We start from the raw sequence: 19,357 nt of genomic DNA on the forward strand, positions 1-19,357 counted from the left end.
TGCGCGGGCGGTCTGCGGTCTGCGGGACGATCGGCCCGCCGGGGCGTGATCGCGCCATGCCGCGTCAGGCCGCCAACCGGAACACCGCCACCGCCTCGACCAGCTTCTGGGCCTGCGCCCGCAGGCTCTCGGCCGCCGCCGCGCTCTGCTCGACCAGCGCCGCGTTCTGCTGCGTCGCGCGGTCCATCTGCGACACCGCCTCGCTGATCTGCGACACGCCCTGGCTCTGCTGCTGCGAGGCCGCGCTGATCTCGCTCATGATGTCGGTCACCCGCTGGATCGAGTGGACGATGGCGCTCATCTTCTCGCCCGCCGTCGCCACCTGGCCCGACCCGCGCACCACGCGCTCGCTGCTGGTGCCGATCAGCGCCTTGATCTCGCGCGCCGCCTGGGCGCTGCGTTGCGCCAGGTTTCGCACCTCCTCGGCCACCACCGCGAAGCCGCGTCCCTGCTCGCCGGCCCGCGCCGCCTCGACCGACGCGTTCAGCGCCAGGATGTTGGTCTGGAAGGCGATGCTGTCGATCGTGCCGATGATGTCGCCGATGCGCCGCGAGGACTCGTCGATCTCCGACATCGTCGACACCACGTCGCCCACCGCGCCGCCGCCTTCGCCCGCCACCGTCGAGGCGCTCTGCGCCAGCTGGCTGGCCTGGCGCGCGTTGTCGGCGTTGTGCCGCACCGTCGCGCCCAGCTCCTCCATCGACGAGGCCGTCTGCTGCAGCGCGCTGGCCTGCTGCTCGGTGCGGGTGCTCAGGTCCGCGTTGCCTTGCGCGATCTCGGCCGAGGCCGTCGCGACGCCCTCCGCGTTGCCGCGCACCGTGCGGACGATCTCGTTGAGCCGCGACTGCATCCGCTGCAGGCCGGCCAGCACGCTCGTGGTGTCGTGCTCGGCCAGGCGGATCTCCAGCGTCAGATCGCCGTCCGCGACGCGTTGGGCGAGATCCACCGCCAGCGCCGGCTCGCCACCGATCTGGCGCCGCACGCCGCGCACGATCAGCACGCTCAGCACCACCCCGCCGACCACGGCCAGGGCCATCACCACGGCGATGGCCAGACTGCCGGAGCGGTAGGTCGTCGCCGCATCCCGCGCCGCCTCGTCCGAGCCACGATTGCTGAACTCCACGAGCTTGCCGATCTGCGCCACCCAGGCGTCGAACGCCTGCTTGGAGGCGCCCAGATGCAGCGTGCGCGCCTCCTCGAAGCGGCCCGCGCCGCCGCGCGAGGCGGTGATCGCCGTGGCCTGCGCCTCGAGATAGCGGTCCCGCAGCCGGCCGTACTCGAGGAAGAGCTTGTCCTCGTCCGGGTGCTCGACCAGCGGGTCGTAGGCCCGCTCCAGCGAGGTCAGCGATTGCCGCAGTTCGCTCATGCGCGCCTCGATCCGCGCCATGTCGGCCTCGCCGGTGTTCAGCACATGCTCGGCCTCCGAGCGTCGCAGCTGGTTGGCCGTCGCCCGCATGTCGCCCAGCATCTTGATCGCCGGCAGCCACCGGGTCGCGATGAGCTCGGTCCGCTCATTGACCAGGCCCATCCGGTTCATGCCGAACAGCCCCAGCACGGCCGTCAGCAGCACCATCACGCCGAAGGCCAGGCCCAGCTTGCGGCCCAGCGTCATCCCACCGGTGCCGCCGGGGGCCCGGGTTCCGTAGTCGTCGCGCATCTCGCACCTCCCTGGGCCGGTGGACCGGCCGATGCCTCATCCCGCGGCCGACGCGTTGGGCGCGCCCGCGCCGCGACCCGTTGTCGCAGTCCGTCGTTCCGGAAGCGGCAAATCATGCGCCCGGCCCCGACACCCCGCCAACAATGCCCCCGTCGGGACGTAGGCGGCCGGCCGGGATGCGCAACAGCTTCTTCATGTAGGCGCGCATCGCCGCTACATGCAGCCGCACCGCCTCCCGGGCCGCGGCCTCGTCGCCGTCGGCCACCGCGCGCAGCAGGGCGCCGTCGTGCAGGGGAAGCACCATCAGCTCCGGCGCCAGCAGGTCCACCCGCATGCGGCGGAAGGCCTCCAGCAGCCGGCCCCGCGCGGCCAGCATCAGCTCGGCGTGGTCGTTGCCGCCCAGGGCGCCCAACTGCTCGTGCAGCGCCTGGTCGGCGGCCAGCAGGTCCCGCACCACGCCGCGCCGCGCGGCGTCCTCGACCTGCGCCAGCAGGTCCAGGCCCCGCGTCAGGCCGGCCGTGGTGTCCACGGGAGGCGCGTCGCCCGCGTCCAGGCGCGCGCGGCAGGCCTGCGTCACCAGCAGCGACTGCAGCGCCTCGCGCACGTCGAAGTACTTGTCGATGAAGCGCTCGTCGACGTTCAGCACCACCGCGCCCTTGTTCATCCGCATGTCGACCAGCCCGTCCCCCTGCAGCTGCAGCAGCGCCTCCCGCACCGGGACATTGCTGACGCGGTAGTGCACGCTCAGTTCGTTGAGCGTCAGGTGCTGGCCCAAACGCCAGTTGCCCTCCTCGATGTCGGTGCGGATCTGGTCGCGCAGACGCAGGTAGGTGGGGGCGTTGATCGGATGATGGGAACGAACCATCGCGCAGCTCCGTCCAGTGGATGAGCTGTCCACTCTAGGGAGTCACCCGTCGCGGCGGGCCCGGCCGCGAGGGCCTCGCGACGCGTTCTTGCCGCTTCGCAAGCCCGCCGGCGATCGAGCGGCGAGCGACCGGCCCAATCCCGCATCGATGAGGAATTGACTGCCTGGAATCGGGAGGTGGGAGCCCGGGACCGGGAGGTGGGCTGTCGGATCGGCGCGACGCGCTACAGTCGCCGCCGGGAGGGTCCCGACACGCAGAGGCGAATGCCCACGTCGACACCCATTGGAGAGGGCTGCATGGCCAAGTCCCTGAAACAAGTCCTGAGCCAGATCGAGAAGCTTCAGAAGGAAGCCGACGCGCTGCGGGCGAAGGAGATCTCCGGCGTCGTCGCCCGCATCCGCGAGGCGATCGACCACTACGGACTCACCCCGGAGGAGTTGTTCGGTCCCGGCGTGGGTACCGGCCGCGCACGGCCCCCCCGCGCCGCGCCCGCCCGCAAGACGCGCGGCGGTGCCAAGACCGCCCGCGCCCACGGGGCGCCGAAGTACCACGACGGCAACGGTCGCACCTGGACCGGCGTCGGCAAGCGCCCCACCTGGTTCAAGGACGCCCTGGCCGCCGGGAAGACGGCCGAGGACCTGCTGATCGGCTGAGCGACCGCCCGCCAGGCGGGCGGTCCGCCTCACCAGACCTTGCAGCGCTCCGCGTCGGGCTTGACCATCTTCTGGCCCGGCTTGCAGTTGAAGGCCTTCTCGAACTCCGGCATGTTCACCGCCACGCCGTTGATCCGGTAGCGGCCGGGCGAGTGGGGGTCGGTCAGGGCGTGCACGCGCGCGTACTCGGGCCGGACCTGGCTGCAGTCCCACTGCGCGAAGCCGACGAAGAAGCGCTGCTCCGGCGTCAGGCCGTCGCGCGGCGTCAGCGTCATGTCCGCGACCTGCGCCTTCCAGGCGGCGTAGGCCAGCACCAGGCCGCCCAGATCGGCCAGGTCCTCGCCCAGCGTGAGCTTGCTGTTGATGCGGATGTCGTCGACCACGACGTACTGCGCGTACTGCTTCGTCACGCAGGCGGCGCGCTGCTCGAAGGCCTTGCCGTCCTTCTTGGTCCACCAGTCGCGCAGGTTGCCCTTGGCATCGAACTGACGGCCTTCGTCGTCGAAGCCGTGGATCAGCTCGTGGCCGATGGTGCCGCCGGTGTTGCCGTAGTTGGGCGCGTCATCCATCTTCTGGTCGAACAGCGGGGGCTGCAGCACGCCGGCCGGGAAGTTGATGTCGTTCATCTGCGCGTCGTAGTACGCGTTGACGGTCTGCGGCGTCATGCCCCACTCGCCCCGGTCCAGCGGCTTGCCGATCTTGGCCAGCTGACGCTGGAGCTCGAACGCGTTGCCGCGCATCACGTTGCCGGCGAAGTCCTCGCGCGTCACGGTCAGCGCGCCGTAGTCGCGCCAGCGGTCGGGGTAGCCGACCTTGTTGACGATGGCGTGGAGCTTCTCGGTGGCGCGCTGGCGGGTCGCCTCGCTCATCCAGCTCAGGGAGCGGATGCGGGCGGCCATGGCGTCCTCGATCTGCCGGGTCATCGTCAGCGTCTTGTCCTTCAGCTCGGGGCTGAAGTTGCGCGCGACGAACTCCTGGCCCAGCGCCTCGCCCATCTGCGCGTCGACCAGCTCGACGCAGCGCTTCCAGCGTGCCTTGAGCTGAGGCACGCCCTGCAGGGTCTGACCGAAGAACTCGAAGTTCGTCCGCACCCAGTCCGCCGACAGCGTCGCCGACTGGCTGCTGACCAGCTGCCAGCGCAGGTAGTCGCGCAGCTCGCCGAGGTCGCGCCTGGCCAGTTCCTTGCCCAGCGCCTTGAAGAAGGCCGGCTCGGTGACGTTGAAGGTCTTCACCGGGTCCAGGCCCAGCGCGCGCTGGTAGGCCGCCCAGTCGAAGCCCGGCGTCATCGCCTGCAGGCCGGCGGCCTTCATCGGATGGAAGCTCTTGTAGGGATCGCGCTTGTCGACGCGGCCCAGCGAGGCCTGGGCCAGCGCGGTCTCCAGCGCCATGACGCGGCGGGCCTGGGCCTGCGCGGCGGCGGGGGCGTCGCCCAGCAGCTCGAAGCTGCGCGCCACGTGAGCGACGAACTGGTCGCGCAGCAGACGCGATTTCTCGTCGGTCTTGAAGTAGTACTCGCGGTCCGGCAGGCTCAGGCCGCCGGCGTAGGCGAAGGCGATCACCTTCGTGGAGTCCTTCAGGTCCTGCCCCGAGGTGAAGCGGAACAGCAGGCGCTCGTTGTTGGTCGCCAGCTGCAGCGCGGCCAGCAGGGCGGGCAGCTCGCGGCGGTCCTTCAGCGCGTCGATGCGCGACAGCAACGGGCGCAGCGGCGCCAGCGCGTGCTGGTCGGCGGCGCCTTCGTCCATGCAGGCGGCGAAGTAGTCGCCCATGCGCGCCTGGTTGGCGCTGCGCGCCGGATCGGCGGCGGACAGCTTGTCCAGCACGCCCCACAGGTAGCGCTGGTTCTCGTTGGCCATCTTGGCGTAGACCGACCAGCGGGCCTGGTCCGGCGGGATCGGGTTGGCGGCCATCCAGCCGCCGCAGGCGTACTGGTACAGGTCCTCGCAGGGGTCCGCGCCGCGGTCCATCGCGGCCGTGTCCAGGCTGGGCGTGTAGGGCAGGCGGTCCAGCGGACCTTCGGTGGCGACGGGCTCGGTGCCGGTCGCGGGCGCCGCGGCGGCGGACGCGGCCGACGGGGCCGGGTCTTGCGAGGTCGCGGTGGCGCAGGCGCCAAGAGAAGCGGCCGCGACGAGCGCGGCCGCGGCGGTGCGGGCGAGGGGATGACGGGTCATGGCCGGCAGCGGGTGGTGATTGCTGGCGGGCATTCTCCATCAGCGGCCGGACGCCCCGCAGGTGTCTTCGGACACCCCGCGGATCGCCCGCGGAGGGCGGATCAGCCGCCCTGCGGCCCGCGCACCAGCAGCACCGGCACCTCGGCGTAGCGCACGATCAGCTCGGCGTCGCTGCCCAGCAACGCGCGCGACAGGCCGCGCCGGCCGTGGGTGCCCAGCACGATGACCTCGCCGCCCCAGGAGGCGCACTCCCCGGTGACTAGGTCGCTGACGCGGGAGGCCAGGCTCTCGCTGAGCTGCGTCGACACCGCGATGCCGGCGGCGCGGACCGTGGCGGCCGCGTCGTCCAGCACCTTCTTGCCGCCCGCGCGGATCTGCTCGAAGTTGTCCGGCGTGATGCCCAGCCCGGCGCTGGACATCATGGAGAAGGCTTGCAGGTCCAGCGCGTGCAGCAGCCGGATCTCGCCGCCGCTGAGCTTGGCCAGCCGGATCGCCTCCGCCAGACCGGCGTTGGAGGTGGGGCTGCCGTCGACAGGAACCAGGATCTTGGCGTACATGGTCATCGCTCCATCGGATGGGATGCGTCGATGCTAGTCCCCGGGCCCGGGCGCGGGCGAGCGCCGTGTCGCCGAGCTGGGCGGCACGCGGACGGCGCCGTCCGACATCGGTCAAACGGCGCCGCGCCGACGCGCGCCCGGGCCTCGGGCGCCGCTCAGGGCGCGCTGAAGCTGTTGAGCGCCTTCGGGAACTTGAACAGCCACAGACGCGTCAGGCGATCGATCTCGTTGCCGCGCGTCACCCGGGCGGTGACGGCGCCGGCCGCGCAGCTGCCGTCCTGCGCGATCACGCCGTTGACATCGACGGTGCACTCGGTCGGGTCGCCGGCCACGGCCTTGCCCTTGGCGTCCACGAGGGTGGACTTCAGGCCGAAGTCGTTGTCGTTGACCAGCGCCAGGGTGTTGCCGTCGACGATGGCCAGACCCTCGGCCTTCTCGGCCTTCCAGCCGGCGGCGTTCAGGTCCAGCAGCACGGTCTTCCTGAGCTTGACCACGTTGGCCCAGCTCACCGCCGAGGCGGTCACGCCGTCGATGCTGTTCTTCTCCAGCTCGGTGCCGAGGGTGGTGATCTCGGTCGCGTTGGCCGGGATCTCGACCAGCATCAGGAAGTTGCGCACCGCGCCCGTCGCATCGGCGCCCTGCTCGACGACGATGAACTTGCCGTTGCCCAGCGAGACCAGGTCACCCAGCTTGGCGCTGCCGGTGCGGTTGCGGTCCCACTTGCCGCCCTTGGCCGCCAGCGGGTAGCTCAGCGGATAGGCATAGAGCCTGGAGGTCTCGGTCTTGGGATCGAACTCGATCCAGCGCGCGAACTGGGCGAAGTCGCGCACCTTGACCTTGTCGTTGGTCTTGCCGTCCTGGTCCATGTCGCTGGTGTCGACGACCTCGACGCTCTTGCCCGCGCCGTCGACCGGGTCGATCGGGCTCTGCAGGAAGCCGTGCAGCTTGCCGCTGGCCGCGTCCATCGCCAGGCCTTCCATCCCGCGGTTGGGGCGGCGGTTCTTCAGCACGTCCGGCAGGCTGCCCGCGGTCGTGCCCGGGGCGTAGCGCTTGATCACCTGGAAGGTGGTGGCGTCGATCTTGACGATGAAGGGGCCGTACTCGTCGGAGGTCCAGAACACCTTGTTGGCGGCGTCCCAGACCAGGGTCTCGGTGTCCAGGCCGTTGGCGTCGAAGCCGGCCTTGGCGTTGTCGTACTTGAGCGCGTCGTTCAGCGGCACCTCGGCGCTGGAGCCGACCGCGCCGAAAGGCAGCGGCCGGCCGCTGACCTTGGAGCCGTCCGCGTTCTTCAGCGGGTTCAGCGCGGAGATCACCGCGCCGTTCTTGCCCAGCGTGATCACGCCGATGGACGGCGCGAAGCCGGGGGCGGGGAACATCTTGGTGGTCACGACGGCGCCGTTGTCCGGGCGCGGCGCGCTGGGGCTGTCGCCGTTGGGGCCGCGGTCGGTGATGGCGTAGAACTCCATCGCGCCGTCGGCGTTCTTGCCCTTGTAGGCCAGGCCCGAGCCCAGTGCCGGATAGAAGCCCTTGGGGAAGTCCTTCTTCGCGTCGGCGTTGCCGCCCTCGTAGGGCACGTACTGGCTGTCCGCGGCGCGAATCTGGAACTTGGTGATCGCCACGGCGCCGCCCGCCGTGTCCTGGCTGGAGCTGCTGGTGTCGGACTTGCCGAGCAGCGTGGCCAGGGTCGATTCGTAGTGCTCGACCGCGGCGGCGCGGCGGGTGGCGCTCATCGCGCGGGCGGCGTAGGGCTGGCCGTAGACGTCGGTCTGGCCGGCCGGCAACAGGGCGGCGAAGGCGGTGTCGAAGCTCGCCGAGGCGGCGGCGAAGTCCAGCGTCTTGCCCGCCAGCGCGTCATGCACGGCGCCCGCGATGGTGATGCCGTTGGTGGGATCGTCGTCCTCGTCCAGCGCCTGCAGGAACACCAGGCGGTTCTGCAGCGCGGCTTCCGTCAGGGTGGCGGTGCCGGCCAGGTCGGCGACGGCGATGTCCGCGACGCACTTGGCGCTGCCCACCACCACGCCGCCGACGGTGAAGGTGACGGCGTCGTCGGCCACGCACGGGAACACGCCGCCCGCGCCGGTCTTGCCCGACAGGCCGCTGGGCTTGGTCGAATAGCTGATGCCCTCGACCGGCGCATCGATCAGGCGCGCGGCGACCGCGGCCTTGCCGGGGGGCGCGTCGACGCCGTCGTCACCGCCGCAGGCGCTCAGCGCGGCGACGCTGGCCGCGGCCAGCAGGGACAGGCTCAGGCGCCGCGCGCCGGGGAGGGACGTGTTCCGCATGTCTTTCTCGTCTCGTTTCTCTTGGGTCTGGATCGCGACCGGCGCGACCGGTGTCCGGTCCGCGTCGGGACTGGGCGGCACCCTAGGGAGCGGGCGTTACAGCGGCGTGAAGACCGTTCACGCATGAGCAAGAAAGAGACAAGAACGTGACAAGAAGACCCTCACCCCAGCCCTCTCCCGCCTTGCGGGAGAGGGAGCAATACCGGCCGGGAAGCGTTTGCAACGGGCCTCGGAGGGGCGGGGTTCCGGAATCAGCGGGCTTGGGCTTGGGCTTGGGCTTGGGCTTGGGCTTGGGCTTGGGCTTGGGCTTGGGCTTGGGCTTGGGCTGAGCTGAGCTGAGCTGGGTTGGGGTGGAGTCGGGGTAGGGAGATCAAGGCAGAAGGCCCCGGAGCACGCCGGGGAGGGCGTGGTCCGGGGCCCGGTCAGGGGCTGCAGAGGAGGATCAGCCGCTGACCTTGATGCGGTTGTTGACGGACTGGACGCCCTTGGTCGCGAGGGCCATCGAGCCGGCGCGATCCCGCGCGGCCAGGTCCGGTGCCTTGCCGTCCAGGGTCACGTGGCCGTGCTCGGTCTCGACCTTCACGTCGAGCGCGCTCAGCTTGGGGTCGCCCGCCAGCGCGGTCTTGATCGAGGTAGTGATCTGGGCGTCATCGACGGCCACGCCGGCCTTGTCGGCGGCGCGTTCCATCTTCTTGCCCATCTCGTCGGCGGCCTGGCGGGTCTCGGCCGCGGCCTGGTCGGACTTCTGCTCCATCTTGGAGATGCCGGCGTCCAGGCGCTGGCCGGCGGTGCGGTCGTCATCCTCGCGACCGCAGGCGGTCAGCGCGACGGCGGCCACCACGGCGGGCAGCAGCAGGGCCAGGGAATGGGGGCGGGTGATGCGTTGCATGGCAGGCTCCTTTCGGGTGCTGAGTGCTGAGAGACCTGGCGGTCCTCGCGGTCCCTCCGGTCCATGTGCATCACTCTAGGCAGCCGCCCGCGTGCCGCGGGTCGGCTTCCGCCGGAAGCGCCGGTCGCCGCCGTTCCCGCGCCGCTGTAGGACCCCACCTACGCCCACCCCACAACCGCCGCCGACGCCCCGGCGGGCGCGAGCACCGTCACCCCTCGGCCGCGCCTTGCGACGGCGGGCACCGTCAAGTCTTCAGTCCCCTCGCGAACGCGGGCACGGTCAAGTCCTCTGCCCTCCTGGCGGGAGAACGCTCGCTCGACTCCCTCTCCCGCTTGCGGGAGAGGGCAGGGGTGAGGGTCTTCGGGGTCTCACAGCCCCCCACCCGCCGGCGCGGGTCCCTCCCCCGGTGTCACGCCCGGAATCGGAAAGTCGATCCTCGGGATCTCCGCCTCGTCCCGCTCCTCGCGCTTGAGCGGCAGCCAGGCGCGGATCTCGGTCCCCAGCCCCGGCGCGCTGCGCAGCTGCAGCTGACCGCGTTCCGCCTCCACCCGGAAGCGCATGCCCAGCAGCCCGTGCGACCCCAGCGTCATGCACGCCGGATCGAAGCCCTGGCCGTTGTCGCTCACGCTGACCAGCGCCTGCGCGTACTCGCGCTTGAGCGAGACCGTGGCCTGCGTCGCATGCGCGTACTTGGCCATGTTGGTCAGCGCCTCCTGCACCAGACGGAAGGCGGTCAGCTGCGCGCTGGCGGGCAGTTGCACCGCGGGGTCGAGCTGGAGCTGGATGGGCACGCCCAGGCGCTCGGCGGTCTCTCGGCACAGGATCTCCAGCGCCGGCACCAGGCCGAGCTGGTCCAGCGTGGACGGGCGCAGGTCCTCGATGATGCGGCGCTTGAGCGCGATGCCGCTGTTGAGCGTCTCGGTCAGGTGGTTCAGGCGCTGCATCAGGTCGGGGGCCTCGGCCTGCAGCTTGGGCCGCATGCGCGCGACGTCCAGCTTGGCCGCCGTGAGCAGGGCGCCCAGCTCGTCGTGCAGGTCGCGGGCCAGGCGGGCGCGCTCGTCCTCGCGCGCGGTCTGCAGGTGCCGGGCCAGCTGCGTCAGCTCCGCCGTGCGGCGCTGCACCTCGACCTCGAGGCGGTCACGCTCGGCGCGCATCTCCTCCTGCTGCTCGGCGCGCTGCTGGTCCAGGGCGCGGCTCTTGCGCACGAAGAGCACGAACACCAGCAGGCTCAGCAGCGTCATGCCGCTCACGCCGATGCGGCTGAGCATCAGCGTGTCATAGACCTGGCCGGTGCCCAGCGCGATGCGGGCGTTCTCGTCGGCCAGCAGCTCGGCGCTGCGGCGCCGGATCTGCTCCATCTGGTCGCGGCCGATGTCGGTCATCATGAGTTCCCGGCCCGCGTCGGCACGGCCGTTCTGGTAGAGCTTGAGCACTTCCTGCAGCTCGCTGAGCTTGGCGCCGACGGCGGTGGCGATCTCCTTGCTGCGGCGCTCGGCGTCGTTGGCGCCGACCTGCGCGTACATGCGCTGCAGCGCGTTCAGGCCCTGGGAGGCATCCTCGGCGGCAAAGCGGTAGGGATCCAGGTACTCCGGGCGGCCGGTGATCAGGAATCCCCGTTGCCCTGACTCCGCGTCGGTCACGCGGGCCATCAGGCGCAGCAGCTCCATGCGGGCGCGGCCCAGCGTGTCCAGACGGTCCATCTGCGAGACGGCGCCGAAGTAGGCCAGCTCGCTGATCAGGACCATCAGCAGGGCCACGAACACGCCCAGCGGCAAGGCCCAGGTCTTGCGGCCCAGGTTCGTGACGGTGTCCTTCAGGCTCATCCTCTACACTCCCTCGAGCGATACGCTCTCCACTTGACCATCGCCACCATGATCCGAATCGCCATCGTCGACGACCACGCGATTGTCCGCGCCGGACTGCGCCAATTCCTCTCCGAGCAAGTCGACCTGCGTGTCACCGGCGAGGCCGCCTCCGGCCGCGAGGCGCTGGACCTGGTCCGCGCCGGCGAGCTCGACGTGATGCTGATGGACCTCTCGCTGCCCGACCAGAACGGCGTCGAGACGCTGGCCGCGATCAAGGCGCGCAAGCCCGAACTCCCGGTCCTGATCCTGAGCGGCTTCCCCGAGACGCACTACGCGACCACGCTGCTGCGCCAGGGCGCCAGCGGCTACCTCAACAAGGAATGCGACCCGGAAGAGATCGCCACGGCGATCCGCACCGTGTTCCGCGGCCGCAAGTACATCACGCCCGCCGTGGCCGAACTGCTGGCCGAAGGCCTGGGCGCCTCGCCCGACCAGGCCCCGCACGAGACCCTGTCCGAGCGCGAGCTGCAGGTCTTCCTGCGCCTGGCCCGCGGCGAGACCGTGGGCCACATCGCCGACGGCATGTCGCTGAGCGTCAAGACGGTGTCGACCTACCGGTCGCGGGTGCTCGAGAAGCTGGCGCTCAACACCAACAGCGAGCTGACGTACTACGCCCTCAAGAACGGACTGATCGAGTAGCCGCATCGCGTGTCGCCGCATCGGCCAGGCCGGTGCAATAGGCCAGCAGGTCCTCAAGCTCGGCGGACTTGTCGAAGACCTTGTGGGCGCCCAGCGCGAGACAGCGCTGGCGCATGTCCGGCGTGGCGTAGTTGCTGAGCACGACACGATGCGCCTCTGGCAGCTGCTCCAGCGCCGCGCGCAGCACGTTCAGCCCGGTGCCCTGCGCCAGGAAGATGTCGATGATGAGCAGGTCGCAGCCCGGGTGCTCGCCCGCGAGCCAGCGCAGCGCGCCGCCCTCGTCGACCGCATGGCCGAGCACGCGCACATCCACCATCTCCTCGAGCGTCGCCACCAGGTTCTCCCGGATGACGGCGTTGTCCTCGACGAGGAAGCAGGTCAGGGCGGCGCTGGCGGGCTGGGCATCCATGGCACTTCGGGATGGCTCGTGCCGCCCGGACCGTGAAGTCCGGCGGCAGGGGAAACAATAGCGCGCGAACGGGCGTCATGCACGAGGCAGGCCGTCCGTTCGCGCGAGGCCCCCGGCCGGCGGGCACTGGCCGCCGACGGGAGCGTCGGGATCGCGGTTCCGCGTCAGTTGCGGATCGCGATCTCGTTCTTGACGCGCTTCACGCCCTTGACCTCGCGGGCCAGGCGCTCGGCGCTGGCCTTCTCGTCGGCGTTCTTGGCGAAGCCGGACAGCATCACCTCGCCCTGCAGCGTCTCGACGTGGATCGAAGTCGCGTCCACGGCCTTGTTCTCGACGAACTTGGACTTGACGGAGGCGGTGATGCCCGCGTCGTCGACGTACTCGCCGACAGAGGATTGACCGCGCGTGACCGCGCAGCCCGGCAGCATCGTGATGGCGCCCACGGCGGTGGCCAGGGCAATGACGGTGGCACGGATCATCATGAGGAATCTCCTTTTGGCGTGTTGATGAGGCTCAGGCGGCGGCGTGGCGATGCGATGCCACGACGGCCGGGGCCGGTTCTGCGAACGTCGCGGGGGCGTGATCCAGGAGATACGGAAGCGCCGCTTCCAGCCCCAGCATCGGGTCGTGGTCACCGACTGCGGTCCAGTGGACCTGGCATTCGGAATCCTGGGCGAACAGACTGAGAGAACTGTGGTCGGCGAATCCCATCTCGTGGCTCCTTGAGCGCCCCGTGGCGCGCTGAAATCACTCTACGTATGCCGAACAGCGACCCCTGTCGTCCGCATCCGCGATGTTTTGTAGGACAAGCGGCCATGGGGACGGCGGGCGCGGGAATGGGGCGTTGTCCTACACCGGGTCGGGGGACGTCCCGACAGGTCCGGGAACGGGGCCTGCCTAGGATGCCGGGCATGGATAGCAAGGACCGCGGCCCCGCGTTGGGAGGCCGCTCCGAGACCCCGGCCGCGAGCGGTCCGGGCACCCCCGACAAGACCAAGATTCAGATCGAGACCACCATGACGCTGTTTGCCTCCACGGTCGCGCCCAGCCCGGCGCCGGCCGCCCCCGATTTCCTTCCGTCCCATGGCGTGAATGCCGAGCTGCTGCTGTCGACGCCGCTGACCGTCGTGGTCCGCGCGCGTCTGGACTTCATCGCCGCCGACGGCCTGGCCGACGAGCAGGAACTGGCGCTGGTCATCCCGCGCAGCCGCTGTGAAGGTGACCTGCCCTACTGGCCGGCGCTGCTGTCGGCCGCGACCGAGCACTGGCATCGTTGCCCGGGCCATGCGCGCCGCCTGCGGGCCTGCGTCGACGGGGAATGGCAGACGCTGCTCACCGCGCAACCCGCCCACTGATTTCCTGGGCTCGCACGGCCAGCGATCGCGGCGCCGTGGCGAGCGCGTTGCGCGGCATGCGCCCGGATGTCGGGACTGACATCCGTCTTTACCGCTCCTCGGACATCGGCCCTCGGTGACGACGGGTGCCGGACAGGCTGGGCGCGGATAATCCGGCGTTGGCCCTGTGGGGGCCCGACGACGCATGATCCGACGCTTCTCACCCGACTCCCCCCGTTTCACGATCCCTTCCGCCCGACGCCTGACGACGCGATCGGCCGCCCTGGTGCTGTGCGCCTCGGCGGCGATGGCGCTGACGGGATGTGGCGTCTTCGGGGGCGCGGACGCGAAGGCGGCGCGCAAGAACTCGGTCTATCTGAACGAGCGCTTCCAGGCGGACGAGACCTACTCGCGCCTGTTCGACGCCGGCGTCGAGGACACCTGCGAGGCGGCGCGGCGCGCGTTGCTGAGCCAGGGCTACATCATCAACACGGCATCCGCGTCGTCGATCACCGGCGCGAAGCGCTTCCAGCCGGAAGCGGACGTGCACGTGGAGATCAACTTCAACATCGTGTGCGTGCCGGAAGGTGGAAGCGGCAAGATCGCGACGGCCTACGTGTCGGCGCTGCAGGATCGCTACAACGTCAAGCGCAGCTCGAACTCGACCAGCCTGGGCGTGAGCGCGATCGGGTCGATCTCGGTGCCGCTGTCGTCGACGTCGGAGTCGCTGGTCAAGGTCGCCTCCGAAACCATCCCCGCCGGCCAGTTCTACGACCGGTTCTTCGCGTTGATGCAGCGGTTGCTCAAGGAGCAGGATGCGGAAGGTGGGCGGGACAACGAGAAGACCGGCGGTTAAGCGCGCCCACGCGCTTCGTGGGCTTCGATTCGTTCCGCCATCGCCGTCATTTCCTGCAGATCCTGGGGACAAGGGTCCGGCAATTCCTTGCCGGCATATTCGTCCTGCTGCAGTTCTGCTTCCTCCGGCGTCAGGGGGCGTGTGCATCGCAGGGCAATCTCGTATGGGGTCATGCGGTCACCTCAATGCCTCTTTCCCGGGCGTATCGCCGATAGTGATTCCAGCTTGCCGACGATTCCTCCAGGGGAAACGACAACTTGATCGTTGATCCATGGCGAAGCCAGAAGGCTTCACCTTCAGTCGTTGCGAAGAGTTCAACGACGTCTCGACAGTTCCTGCAGATGGCAGGTAGTTCGGGATGCTCACGATAGCAAATGGGCAAGGCAGCGTTGAAACCCATCTTGGCCCATACGTAGTAGCCGTTCATGGCCGATTCACCTGCACGGTGATGCCAGTCCCCGACCGCGTGGACCACGACTTTCGAGAAGTAGCCCAGTCGCTGCGCTTCGTGAAGCTCGATCGCCACGCTTCGAGGCCCGATCCCCATCCCGCGAAATGCGGGTCGGAGGACGAATGCCCTGTTCTGGATCATGAAGACGTATCCACCTTCTACCGTCCGCGCAACGCTTCGGACAAGGGGCTCGCTCAGCAAATCCTGATTCAGGACCCGCAGTTCAATCACCCCAGCCTGCGTCGTTGCGACGTGAACCTCACTGCCGCGAGGTGCGCCAGAAAGGCGCGCCAGATCCTCGTCCTGATGCCACCCCTCCAGCTCCGGACTTCGCACGACCTTCACCGTGCTCGGATCGAACCACTTCTTCGTCACCTCATCCATGCCGCACTGCCTGGTCTCAAACGTAAGGCAGGCAGTCTCGGCAAGGCGTTCGTGGCGGTGAATAACAAAAGGGCGCCCCTGTGGGCGCCCTTCTGACCTGTGGCGGTCAAGCGGCTGACCGCTTGCGGGGTCACTTCGCCGGCTTGGCCTTCTCCAGCACCAGACCGCGGCGTTCCAGCAGCGGCTGGATCTGCGGCTCGTGGCCGACGACGGCGCGGAACATCGACAGCGCGTCCTGGCTGCCGCCCTGCGACAGCAGCTTCGCGCGGAAGGCATCGCCCAGCTCGCGCTTGAGACCGCCGTGCGACTTGAACCACTGCACGGTGTTGGCGTCCAGCACCTCCGACCAGACGTAGGCGTAGTAGCCCGCCGCGTAGCCGCCCATGATGTGGCTGAAGTAGGGCGTGCGGTAACGGGGAGGCACCGCGTCGTAGTCGTAGCCCTCCTCGCGCAAGGCCCTGGCCTCGAAGGCCATCACGCCGTCCGCGTCGGGGATCTGCTCCAGCGGCAGCTGGTGCCAGCGCTGGTCCAGCATCGCCGCGCTCAGGTACTCGGTCGTGGCGAAGCCCTGGTTGAACTGCTTGGCCGCCAGCACCTTGTCCAGCAACGCGCGCGGCATCGGCTCGCCCGTCTTGTAGTGCTTCGCGTAGTTGGCCAGGATGCTCGGCCAGTCGGCCCACATCTCGTTGACCTGGGACGGGTACTCGACGAAATCGCGCGGCACCTTGGTCCCGGCCATGCTCGGGTACTTCACGTTCGAGAACATCCCATGCAGCGCATGGCCGAACTCGTGGAACATCGTGTTCACCTCGTCCCAGGTCAGCAGCGTGGGCTTGCCGTCCATGGGCTTGGGGATGTTCAGGTGATTCGCCACCACCGGCTTCTGGTTCAGCAGCCCGCTCTGGTCGACATAGGCGTTCATCCACGCGCCACCGCGCTTGGACGGCCGCGCGTACATGTCGGCGATGAAGATCGCCAGCTGCGAGCCGTCCGCGTTGAACACGTCGTAGACCAGCACGTCCGGCTGGTACACCGGCAGGTCGCGGCGCTGCTTGAACTTGAGCCCGTACAGCTGGCCGGCCGCGTAGAACACGCCGTTCTCCAGCACGTTCTTCATCTCCAGATACGGCTTGAGCTGCGACTCGTCGAAACCGTACTTGGCCGCGCGCACCTTCTCGCTGTAGAAGCTCCAGTCCCAGGCCGCCAGCTTGAACGAGGGCTCGTGCTTCGCCGCTTGAGCTCGGTCGATCATGGCCTGCAGGTCCGCGCCTTCGCGGCGCGCGGCGGTCTCGGCGGCGGGCGCCAGCTGGCGCAGCATCGCATTGACGGCCGGCACGCTCTGCGCGGTCTCGTCCTTCAGCACGAAGTCGGCATGCGTGGCGAAGCCCAGCAGCCGCGCGCGCTCGGCGCGCAGCGTCAGCACGCGCGACACCAGTCCGGTGTTGTCGTAGGCGTTGCCGCGCGAGCCGCGCGCGACCGAGGTCTCGTAGATGCGCTGACGCAGCGCGCGGTTCTCCAGCTGCGACAGCACCGGCTGGCCGGTCGTGTTCAGCAGCGCGATCACGTACTTGCCGTCCAGGCCGCGCGTCTTCGCGGCGGCCGCGGCGGCGCTGATCTGCTCGTCGCTCAGACCGGCGAGTTCGGCCGCGCTGTCGACGACCACGGCCGAGTCGTTCACCTCGGCCAGCACGTTCTGGTTGAAGCGCGCGCCCAGTTGCGCGAGCTCGCCGTTGATCGCCTTCATGCGGGCCTTGCCGGCCTCGTCCAGCTTGGCGCCGGCGCGCAGCAGCTGGTTGTAGTGGCGCTCGACCAGGCGCTGCTCCTGCGCGCCCAGGTTCAGCTTCGCGCGCTGCTGATACAGCGCCTCGACACGCGCGAACAGCTTGGGATTCAGCGCGATGGCGTCGCGATGCGCGGCCAGCCTGGTCGCGTAGTCGGCCTGCAGCTTCAGGCGCGCGGGGTTGGCGTCGGCGCCGGTCAGGCTGGACAGCAGCGTGTAGGCGCGGCCCAGCGTGCGGCCGCCCCGCTCCAGCGCCAGGATGGTGTTCTCGAAGCTCGGCGCTGCCGGGTTGTCGACGATCGCCGTCACCTCGGCCAGTTGCTCGGCCATGCCCTGGTCCAGCGCGGGACCGATGTCGGCGTCGCGGATCTTGTCGAAGGGCGGGTACTGCAGCGGGAGCGTGCTCGGCGCCAGCAGCAGGTTGACGGCGCTCGGCGCGTCGGCGGCGTCGCCGGCCATGGCGGCGTTCTGAGGACTCGATGCAGGGGAGTTCTGGGCCAGCGCGGGCAACGCCGCGGTCACGATGGCCACGGTGGCGGCCAGGACGAAGGGAATCCTCATGGGGAGCGGCCCGCCGGCGCGGGCATTCGATTTTTGCAAGGCCGTCACCTTAGCCCAAGCCACCCCGTCCGGACGGTCGCCACGGGCGCCGTCCGCCCCGGACATGCCCGACCTCGGGTCTACCCTAGTCGTCCCGACGGTGACCGCGCGGGCGCGCGCCGCCGATTAGCATCAGCCCCAACCCCTTCCCCACGCCTGCCTCACGCGCCGGTCACGCGCGCCGCCTCCGATGTCCGACTCCACCTTCCAATGGGCCCTCATCGGCCCCGGCGCCATCGCGCACCGCTTCGCCGACGCGGTCGCGCGACTCGACGGCTGCCGCCTGCACGCGGTCTGCGGCCGCGACGCGCATCGCACGCAGCAGTTCGCCGAGCGCTGGTCGCGACCCGGCGACGCGCCGGTGCTCGCGCACACCGACCCCGCCGCGGTGATGCGCGATCCCGCCGTGGACGGCGTGTACGTCGCCACGCCGCATGGGCAGCACTTCGAGTACGTCCTCGCCGCGCTGCGCGCCGGCAAGGCGGTCCTGTGCGAGAAGTCGCTGGTGCCGAACGAGGCGATGGGCCGCCGCCTGGTCGAGGCCGCGCGCGCGCATCGCGCCTTCCTGATGGAAGCGGTGTGGACCCGCTTCCTCCCCGCCTACGCGGAGGTGGCGACCTGGCTGCGCGAGGGCCGCATCGGCGCGCTGCGCGGCATGCAGTCGACCTTCTGCTTCCCCGCGCCCTACGACCCCGACAGCCGCATCTTCAGCCCGGCGCTGGCCGGCGGCGCGCTGCTGGACGTCGGCATCTACAACCTGACGGCGACACGCTGGATGCTGCAGCACGCGCTGGGCGACGTGCCCCCGCTGCGCGACCTGGACGTGCGCGCGACGCTGGCGCCCACCGGCGTGGACGCGCGCCTGGCGGTGACGCTGGACTTCGGCGACGGACTGACCTCGCAGTTCGTCTGCGCGATCGACACCTACGCGCCCAACGCGATGCAGGTGCTGGGCGAGCAAGGCGCCATCGTGCTGCCCGAGACCTTCTGGGAGGCGACCCGCGTCCAGCTGCTGCCCGCGCGCGGCGCGCCCGAGACGCTGGAGCGCCCGTTCGAGATCAACGGCTTCGAGGGCGAGATCCGCGAGGCCATGCGCTGCGCGCGCGCCGGCGAGATCGAGAGCCCCGTCGTGCCGCATGCCGAGACGCTGGCGGTGCTGGGCTGGATGGACCGCATCCGCGCGCGGGCCGGCGTGCGCTACGCCTTCGACGAGGCCTTCCCCGCCCCCGCCTGAATCCCTGGCGAGGCGCCGCGCCGTCACGACCACGGACGCGTGTCGGCGATTCGCCTCGACCTTTCGCCCTCGCGCTGCGACATTCGCTTCGAATCATCGACAACAAGACCACGAGACCAGAAGAGACGACGATGGAGACCTTGCCCGCACCGACGCTCACCCTGAGCCGCGCCACGCCCGACGACCTGCCGCGCATCGAGAACCTCATGCAGTTCTACAACTACGACCTGAGCGAGTGGACGCCGGTCCCTTTCGCGCCGGAGGGCCGCTATCAGCTGCGGCCCAAGGCGCCGTACTGGGCGCAGCCGGACGTGCATCCGTTCATGATCCAGGTCGACGGGGACCTGGCGGGCTTCGCGGTCGTCGACGCGGAGTGCGAGCACCCGGACTCGGACCACAACATGGGCTACTTCTTCCTGGCACGCGGCTATCGCGGCCACGGCCTGGCGGCACTCGCCGCCGGCGAGGTGCTGAGCCGCTTCCCCGGCCGCTGGGAGGTCTATCACCTGATGGCCAACACGCCGGCGCTGCAGTTCTGGCCCGGTGTGATCCGCGCGCACGCGGCCGGCGACATCGCCCGCGAGGTGCGCACGCTGCACGAGGACGACTGCTGCCTGTACCGCTTCACCGTCGCCGCGCCCTGAGCGGGCGCTCGACGGCGCCGTCATCCTTCCGATCACCCGCGCGCACCGGCACCCGATCCGCCCCACCCTGACCACCACCGAACGAGGCC

19 protein-coding genes are annotated in these 19,357 nt (G+C 70.1%); 6 read left to right on the forward strand and 13 right to left on the reverse strand.

Annotated features, from left to right (window positions below; all coding sequences use genetic code 11):
- Positions 1-64: 64 nt before the first annotated feature.
- Complete coding sequence (locus MCHT01_RS27835) at positions 65-1,657, reverse strand: methyl-accepting chemotaxis protein (RefSeq protein ID WP_276525807.1); 1,593 nt, start codon at positions 1,655-1,657, stop codon at positions 65-67.
- A 112-nt stretch (positions 1,658-1,769) separates the two neighbouring features.
- Complete coding sequence (locus tag MCHT01_RS14135) at positions 1,770-2,522, reverse strand: GntR family transcriptional regulator (protein WP_067065994.1); 753 nt, start codon at positions 2,520-2,522, stop codon at positions 1,770-1,772.
- 297 nt (positions 2,523-2,819) lie between these two features.
- Here MCHT01_RS14135 and MCHT01_RS14140 point away from each other — a divergent pair, with 297 nt between their 5' ends.
- A complete protein-coding gene (locus MCHT01_RS14140; RefSeq protein WP_067065995.1) occupies positions 2,820-3,176 on the forward strand; it encodes an H-NS histone family protein in 357 nt (118 codons plus the stop codon).
- 29 nt (positions 3,177-3,205) lie between these two features.
- Here the strand turns inward: MCHT01_RS14140 and MCHT01_RS14145 are convergent, their stop codons facing one another.
- From MCHT01_RS14145 to MCHT01_RS14165, 5 genes are all read right to left on the reverse strand, one after another.
- On the reverse strand, positions 3,206-5,344 hold the full coding sequence (locus MCHT01_RS14145; protein WP_084452663.1) for a M13 family metallopeptidase: 2,139 nt from the start codon (positions 5,342-5,344) through the stop codon (positions 3,206-3,208).
- 101 nt (positions 5,345-5,445) lie between these two features.
- Positions 5,446-5,901 carry a universal stress protein gene (locus MCHT01_RS14150; protein ID WP_067065997.1) on the reverse strand — a complete coding sequence of 152 codons (456 nt, stop codon included), beginning with the start codon at positions 5,899-5,901 and terminating at the stop codon, positions 5,446-5,448.
- Between the two features lie 155 nt (positions 5,902-6,056).
- Entirely contained in the window at positions 6,057-8,183 is a 2,127-nt protein-coding gene (locus tag MCHT01_RS14155) for an esterase-like activity of phytase family protein (protein ID WP_067065998.1), read from the reverse strand.
- Positions 8,184-8,625: 442 nt separating this feature from the next.
- On the reverse strand, positions 8,626-9,072 hold the full coding sequence (locus tag MCHT01_RS14160) for a BON domain-containing protein (RefSeq protein WP_067065999.1): 447 nt from the start codon (positions 9,070-9,072) through the stop codon (positions 8,626-8,628).
- Between the two features lie 368 nt (positions 9,073-9,440).
- Complete coding sequence (locus tag MCHT01_RS14165; protein ID WP_084452627.1) at positions 9,441-10,895, reverse strand: CHASE3 domain-containing protein; 1,455 nt, start codon at positions 10,893-10,895, stop codon at positions 9,441-9,443.
- 48 nt (positions 10,896-10,943) lie between these two features.
- Between MCHT01_RS14165 and MCHT01_RS14170 the strand changes: the two genes are divergently transcribed.
- The gene (locus MCHT01_RS14170; protein WP_067066077.1) at positions 10,944-11,576 is read left to right on the forward strand and encodes a response regulator; all 633 of its coding nucleotides are present in this window, start codon (positions 10,944-10,946) and stop codon (positions 11,574-11,576) included.
- On the opposite strand, the gene MCHT01_RS14175 is transcribed toward MCHT01_RS14170, so the two are convergent.
- From MCHT01_RS14175 to MCHT01_RS14185, 3 genes are all read right to left on the reverse strand, one after another.
- Positions 11,554-11,985: a response regulator transcription factor gene (locus tag MCHT01_RS14175; protein WP_067066000.1), complete on the reverse strand. Its 432-nt coding sequence runs from the start codon at positions 11,983-11,985 to the stop codon at positions 11,554-11,556. The two genes, MCHT01_RS14170 and MCHT01_RS14175, sit on opposite strands and share 23 nt — an antisense overlap.
- Before the next feature lie 164 nt (positions 11,986-12,149).
- Positions 12,150-12,467, reverse strand: a complete 318-nt coding sequence (locus MCHT01_RS14180) for a BON domain-containing protein (RefSeq protein ID WP_067066001.1) — start codon at positions 12,465-12,467, stop codon at positions 12,150-12,152.
- Positions 12,468-12,498: 31 nt separating this feature from the next.
- A complete protein-coding gene (locus MCHT01_RS14185; RefSeq protein WP_067066002.1) occupies positions 12,499-12,696 on the reverse strand; it encodes a hypothetical protein in 198 nt (65 codons plus the stop codon).
- Positions 12,697-12,896: 200 nt separating this feature from the next.
- Between MCHT01_RS14185 and MCHT01_RS14190 the strand changes: the two genes are divergently transcribed.
- Positions 12,897-13,340: a hypothetical protein gene (locus tag MCHT01_RS14190; protein ID WP_067066003.1), complete on the forward strand. Its 444-nt coding sequence runs from the start codon at positions 12,897-12,899 to the stop codon at positions 13,338-13,340.
- A 184-nt stretch (positions 13,341-13,524) separates the two neighbouring features.
- Positions 13,525-14,175, forward strand: a complete 651-nt coding sequence (locus MCHT01_RS14195; RefSeq protein ID WP_067066004.1) for a DUF2242 domain-containing protein — start codon at positions 13,525-13,527, stop codon at positions 14,173-14,175.
- On the opposite strand, the gene MCHT01_RS26765 is transcribed toward MCHT01_RS14195, so the two are convergent.
- The 3 genes from MCHT01_RS26765 to MCHT01_RS14200 form a co-directional block, all read right to left on the reverse strand.
- Positions 14,172-14,348, reverse strand: coding sequence for a hypothetical protein (locus tag MCHT01_RS26765; RefSeq protein ID WP_169806135.1), 177 nt, complete (start codon positions 14,346-14,348; stop codon positions 14,172-14,174). The two genes, MCHT01_RS14195 and MCHT01_RS26765, sit on opposite strands and share 4 nt — an antisense overlap.
- Complete coding sequence (locus MCHT01_RS26250) at positions 14,345-15,010, reverse strand: hypothetical protein (RefSeq protein WP_148661531.1); 666 nt, start codon at positions 15,008-15,010, stop codon at positions 14,345-14,347. The genes MCHT01_RS26765 and MCHT01_RS26250 overlap by 4 nt, the downstream gene beginning before the upstream one ends.
- 130 nt (positions 15,011-15,140) lie before the next feature.
- Complete coding sequence (locus MCHT01_RS14200) at positions 15,141-17,351, reverse strand: M3 family metallopeptidase (RefSeq protein ID WP_067066005.1); 2,211 nt, start codon at positions 17,349-17,351, stop codon at positions 15,141-15,143.
- Between the two features lie 229 nt (positions 17,352-17,580).
- Here MCHT01_RS14200 and MCHT01_RS14205 point away from each other — a divergent pair, with 229 nt between their 5' ends.
- Both MCHT01_RS14205 and MCHT01_RS14210 read left to right on the forward strand, forming a co-directional pair.
- Complete coding sequence (locus MCHT01_RS14205) at positions 17,581-18,624, forward strand: Gfo/Idh/MocA family protein (protein WP_067066006.1); 1,044 nt, start codon at positions 17,581-17,583, stop codon at positions 18,622-18,624.
- A gap of 131 nt (positions 18,625-18,755) precedes the next feature.
- Positions 18,756-19,268, forward strand: coding sequence for a GNAT family N-acetyltransferase (locus MCHT01_RS14210; RefSeq protein WP_067066007.1), 513 nt, complete (start codon positions 18,756-18,758; stop codon positions 19,266-19,268).
- Positions 19,269-19,357 lie beyond the last annotated feature (89 nt).

Origin of the sequence: Mitsuaria chitosanitabida ATCC BAA-476 = NBRC 102408 (genome assembly GCF_001598255.1) — a bacterium.
Taxonomy (GTDB): domain Bacteria; phylum Pseudomonadota; class Gammaproteobacteria; order Burkholderiales; family Burkholderiaceae_C; genus Roseateles; species Roseateles chitosanitabidus.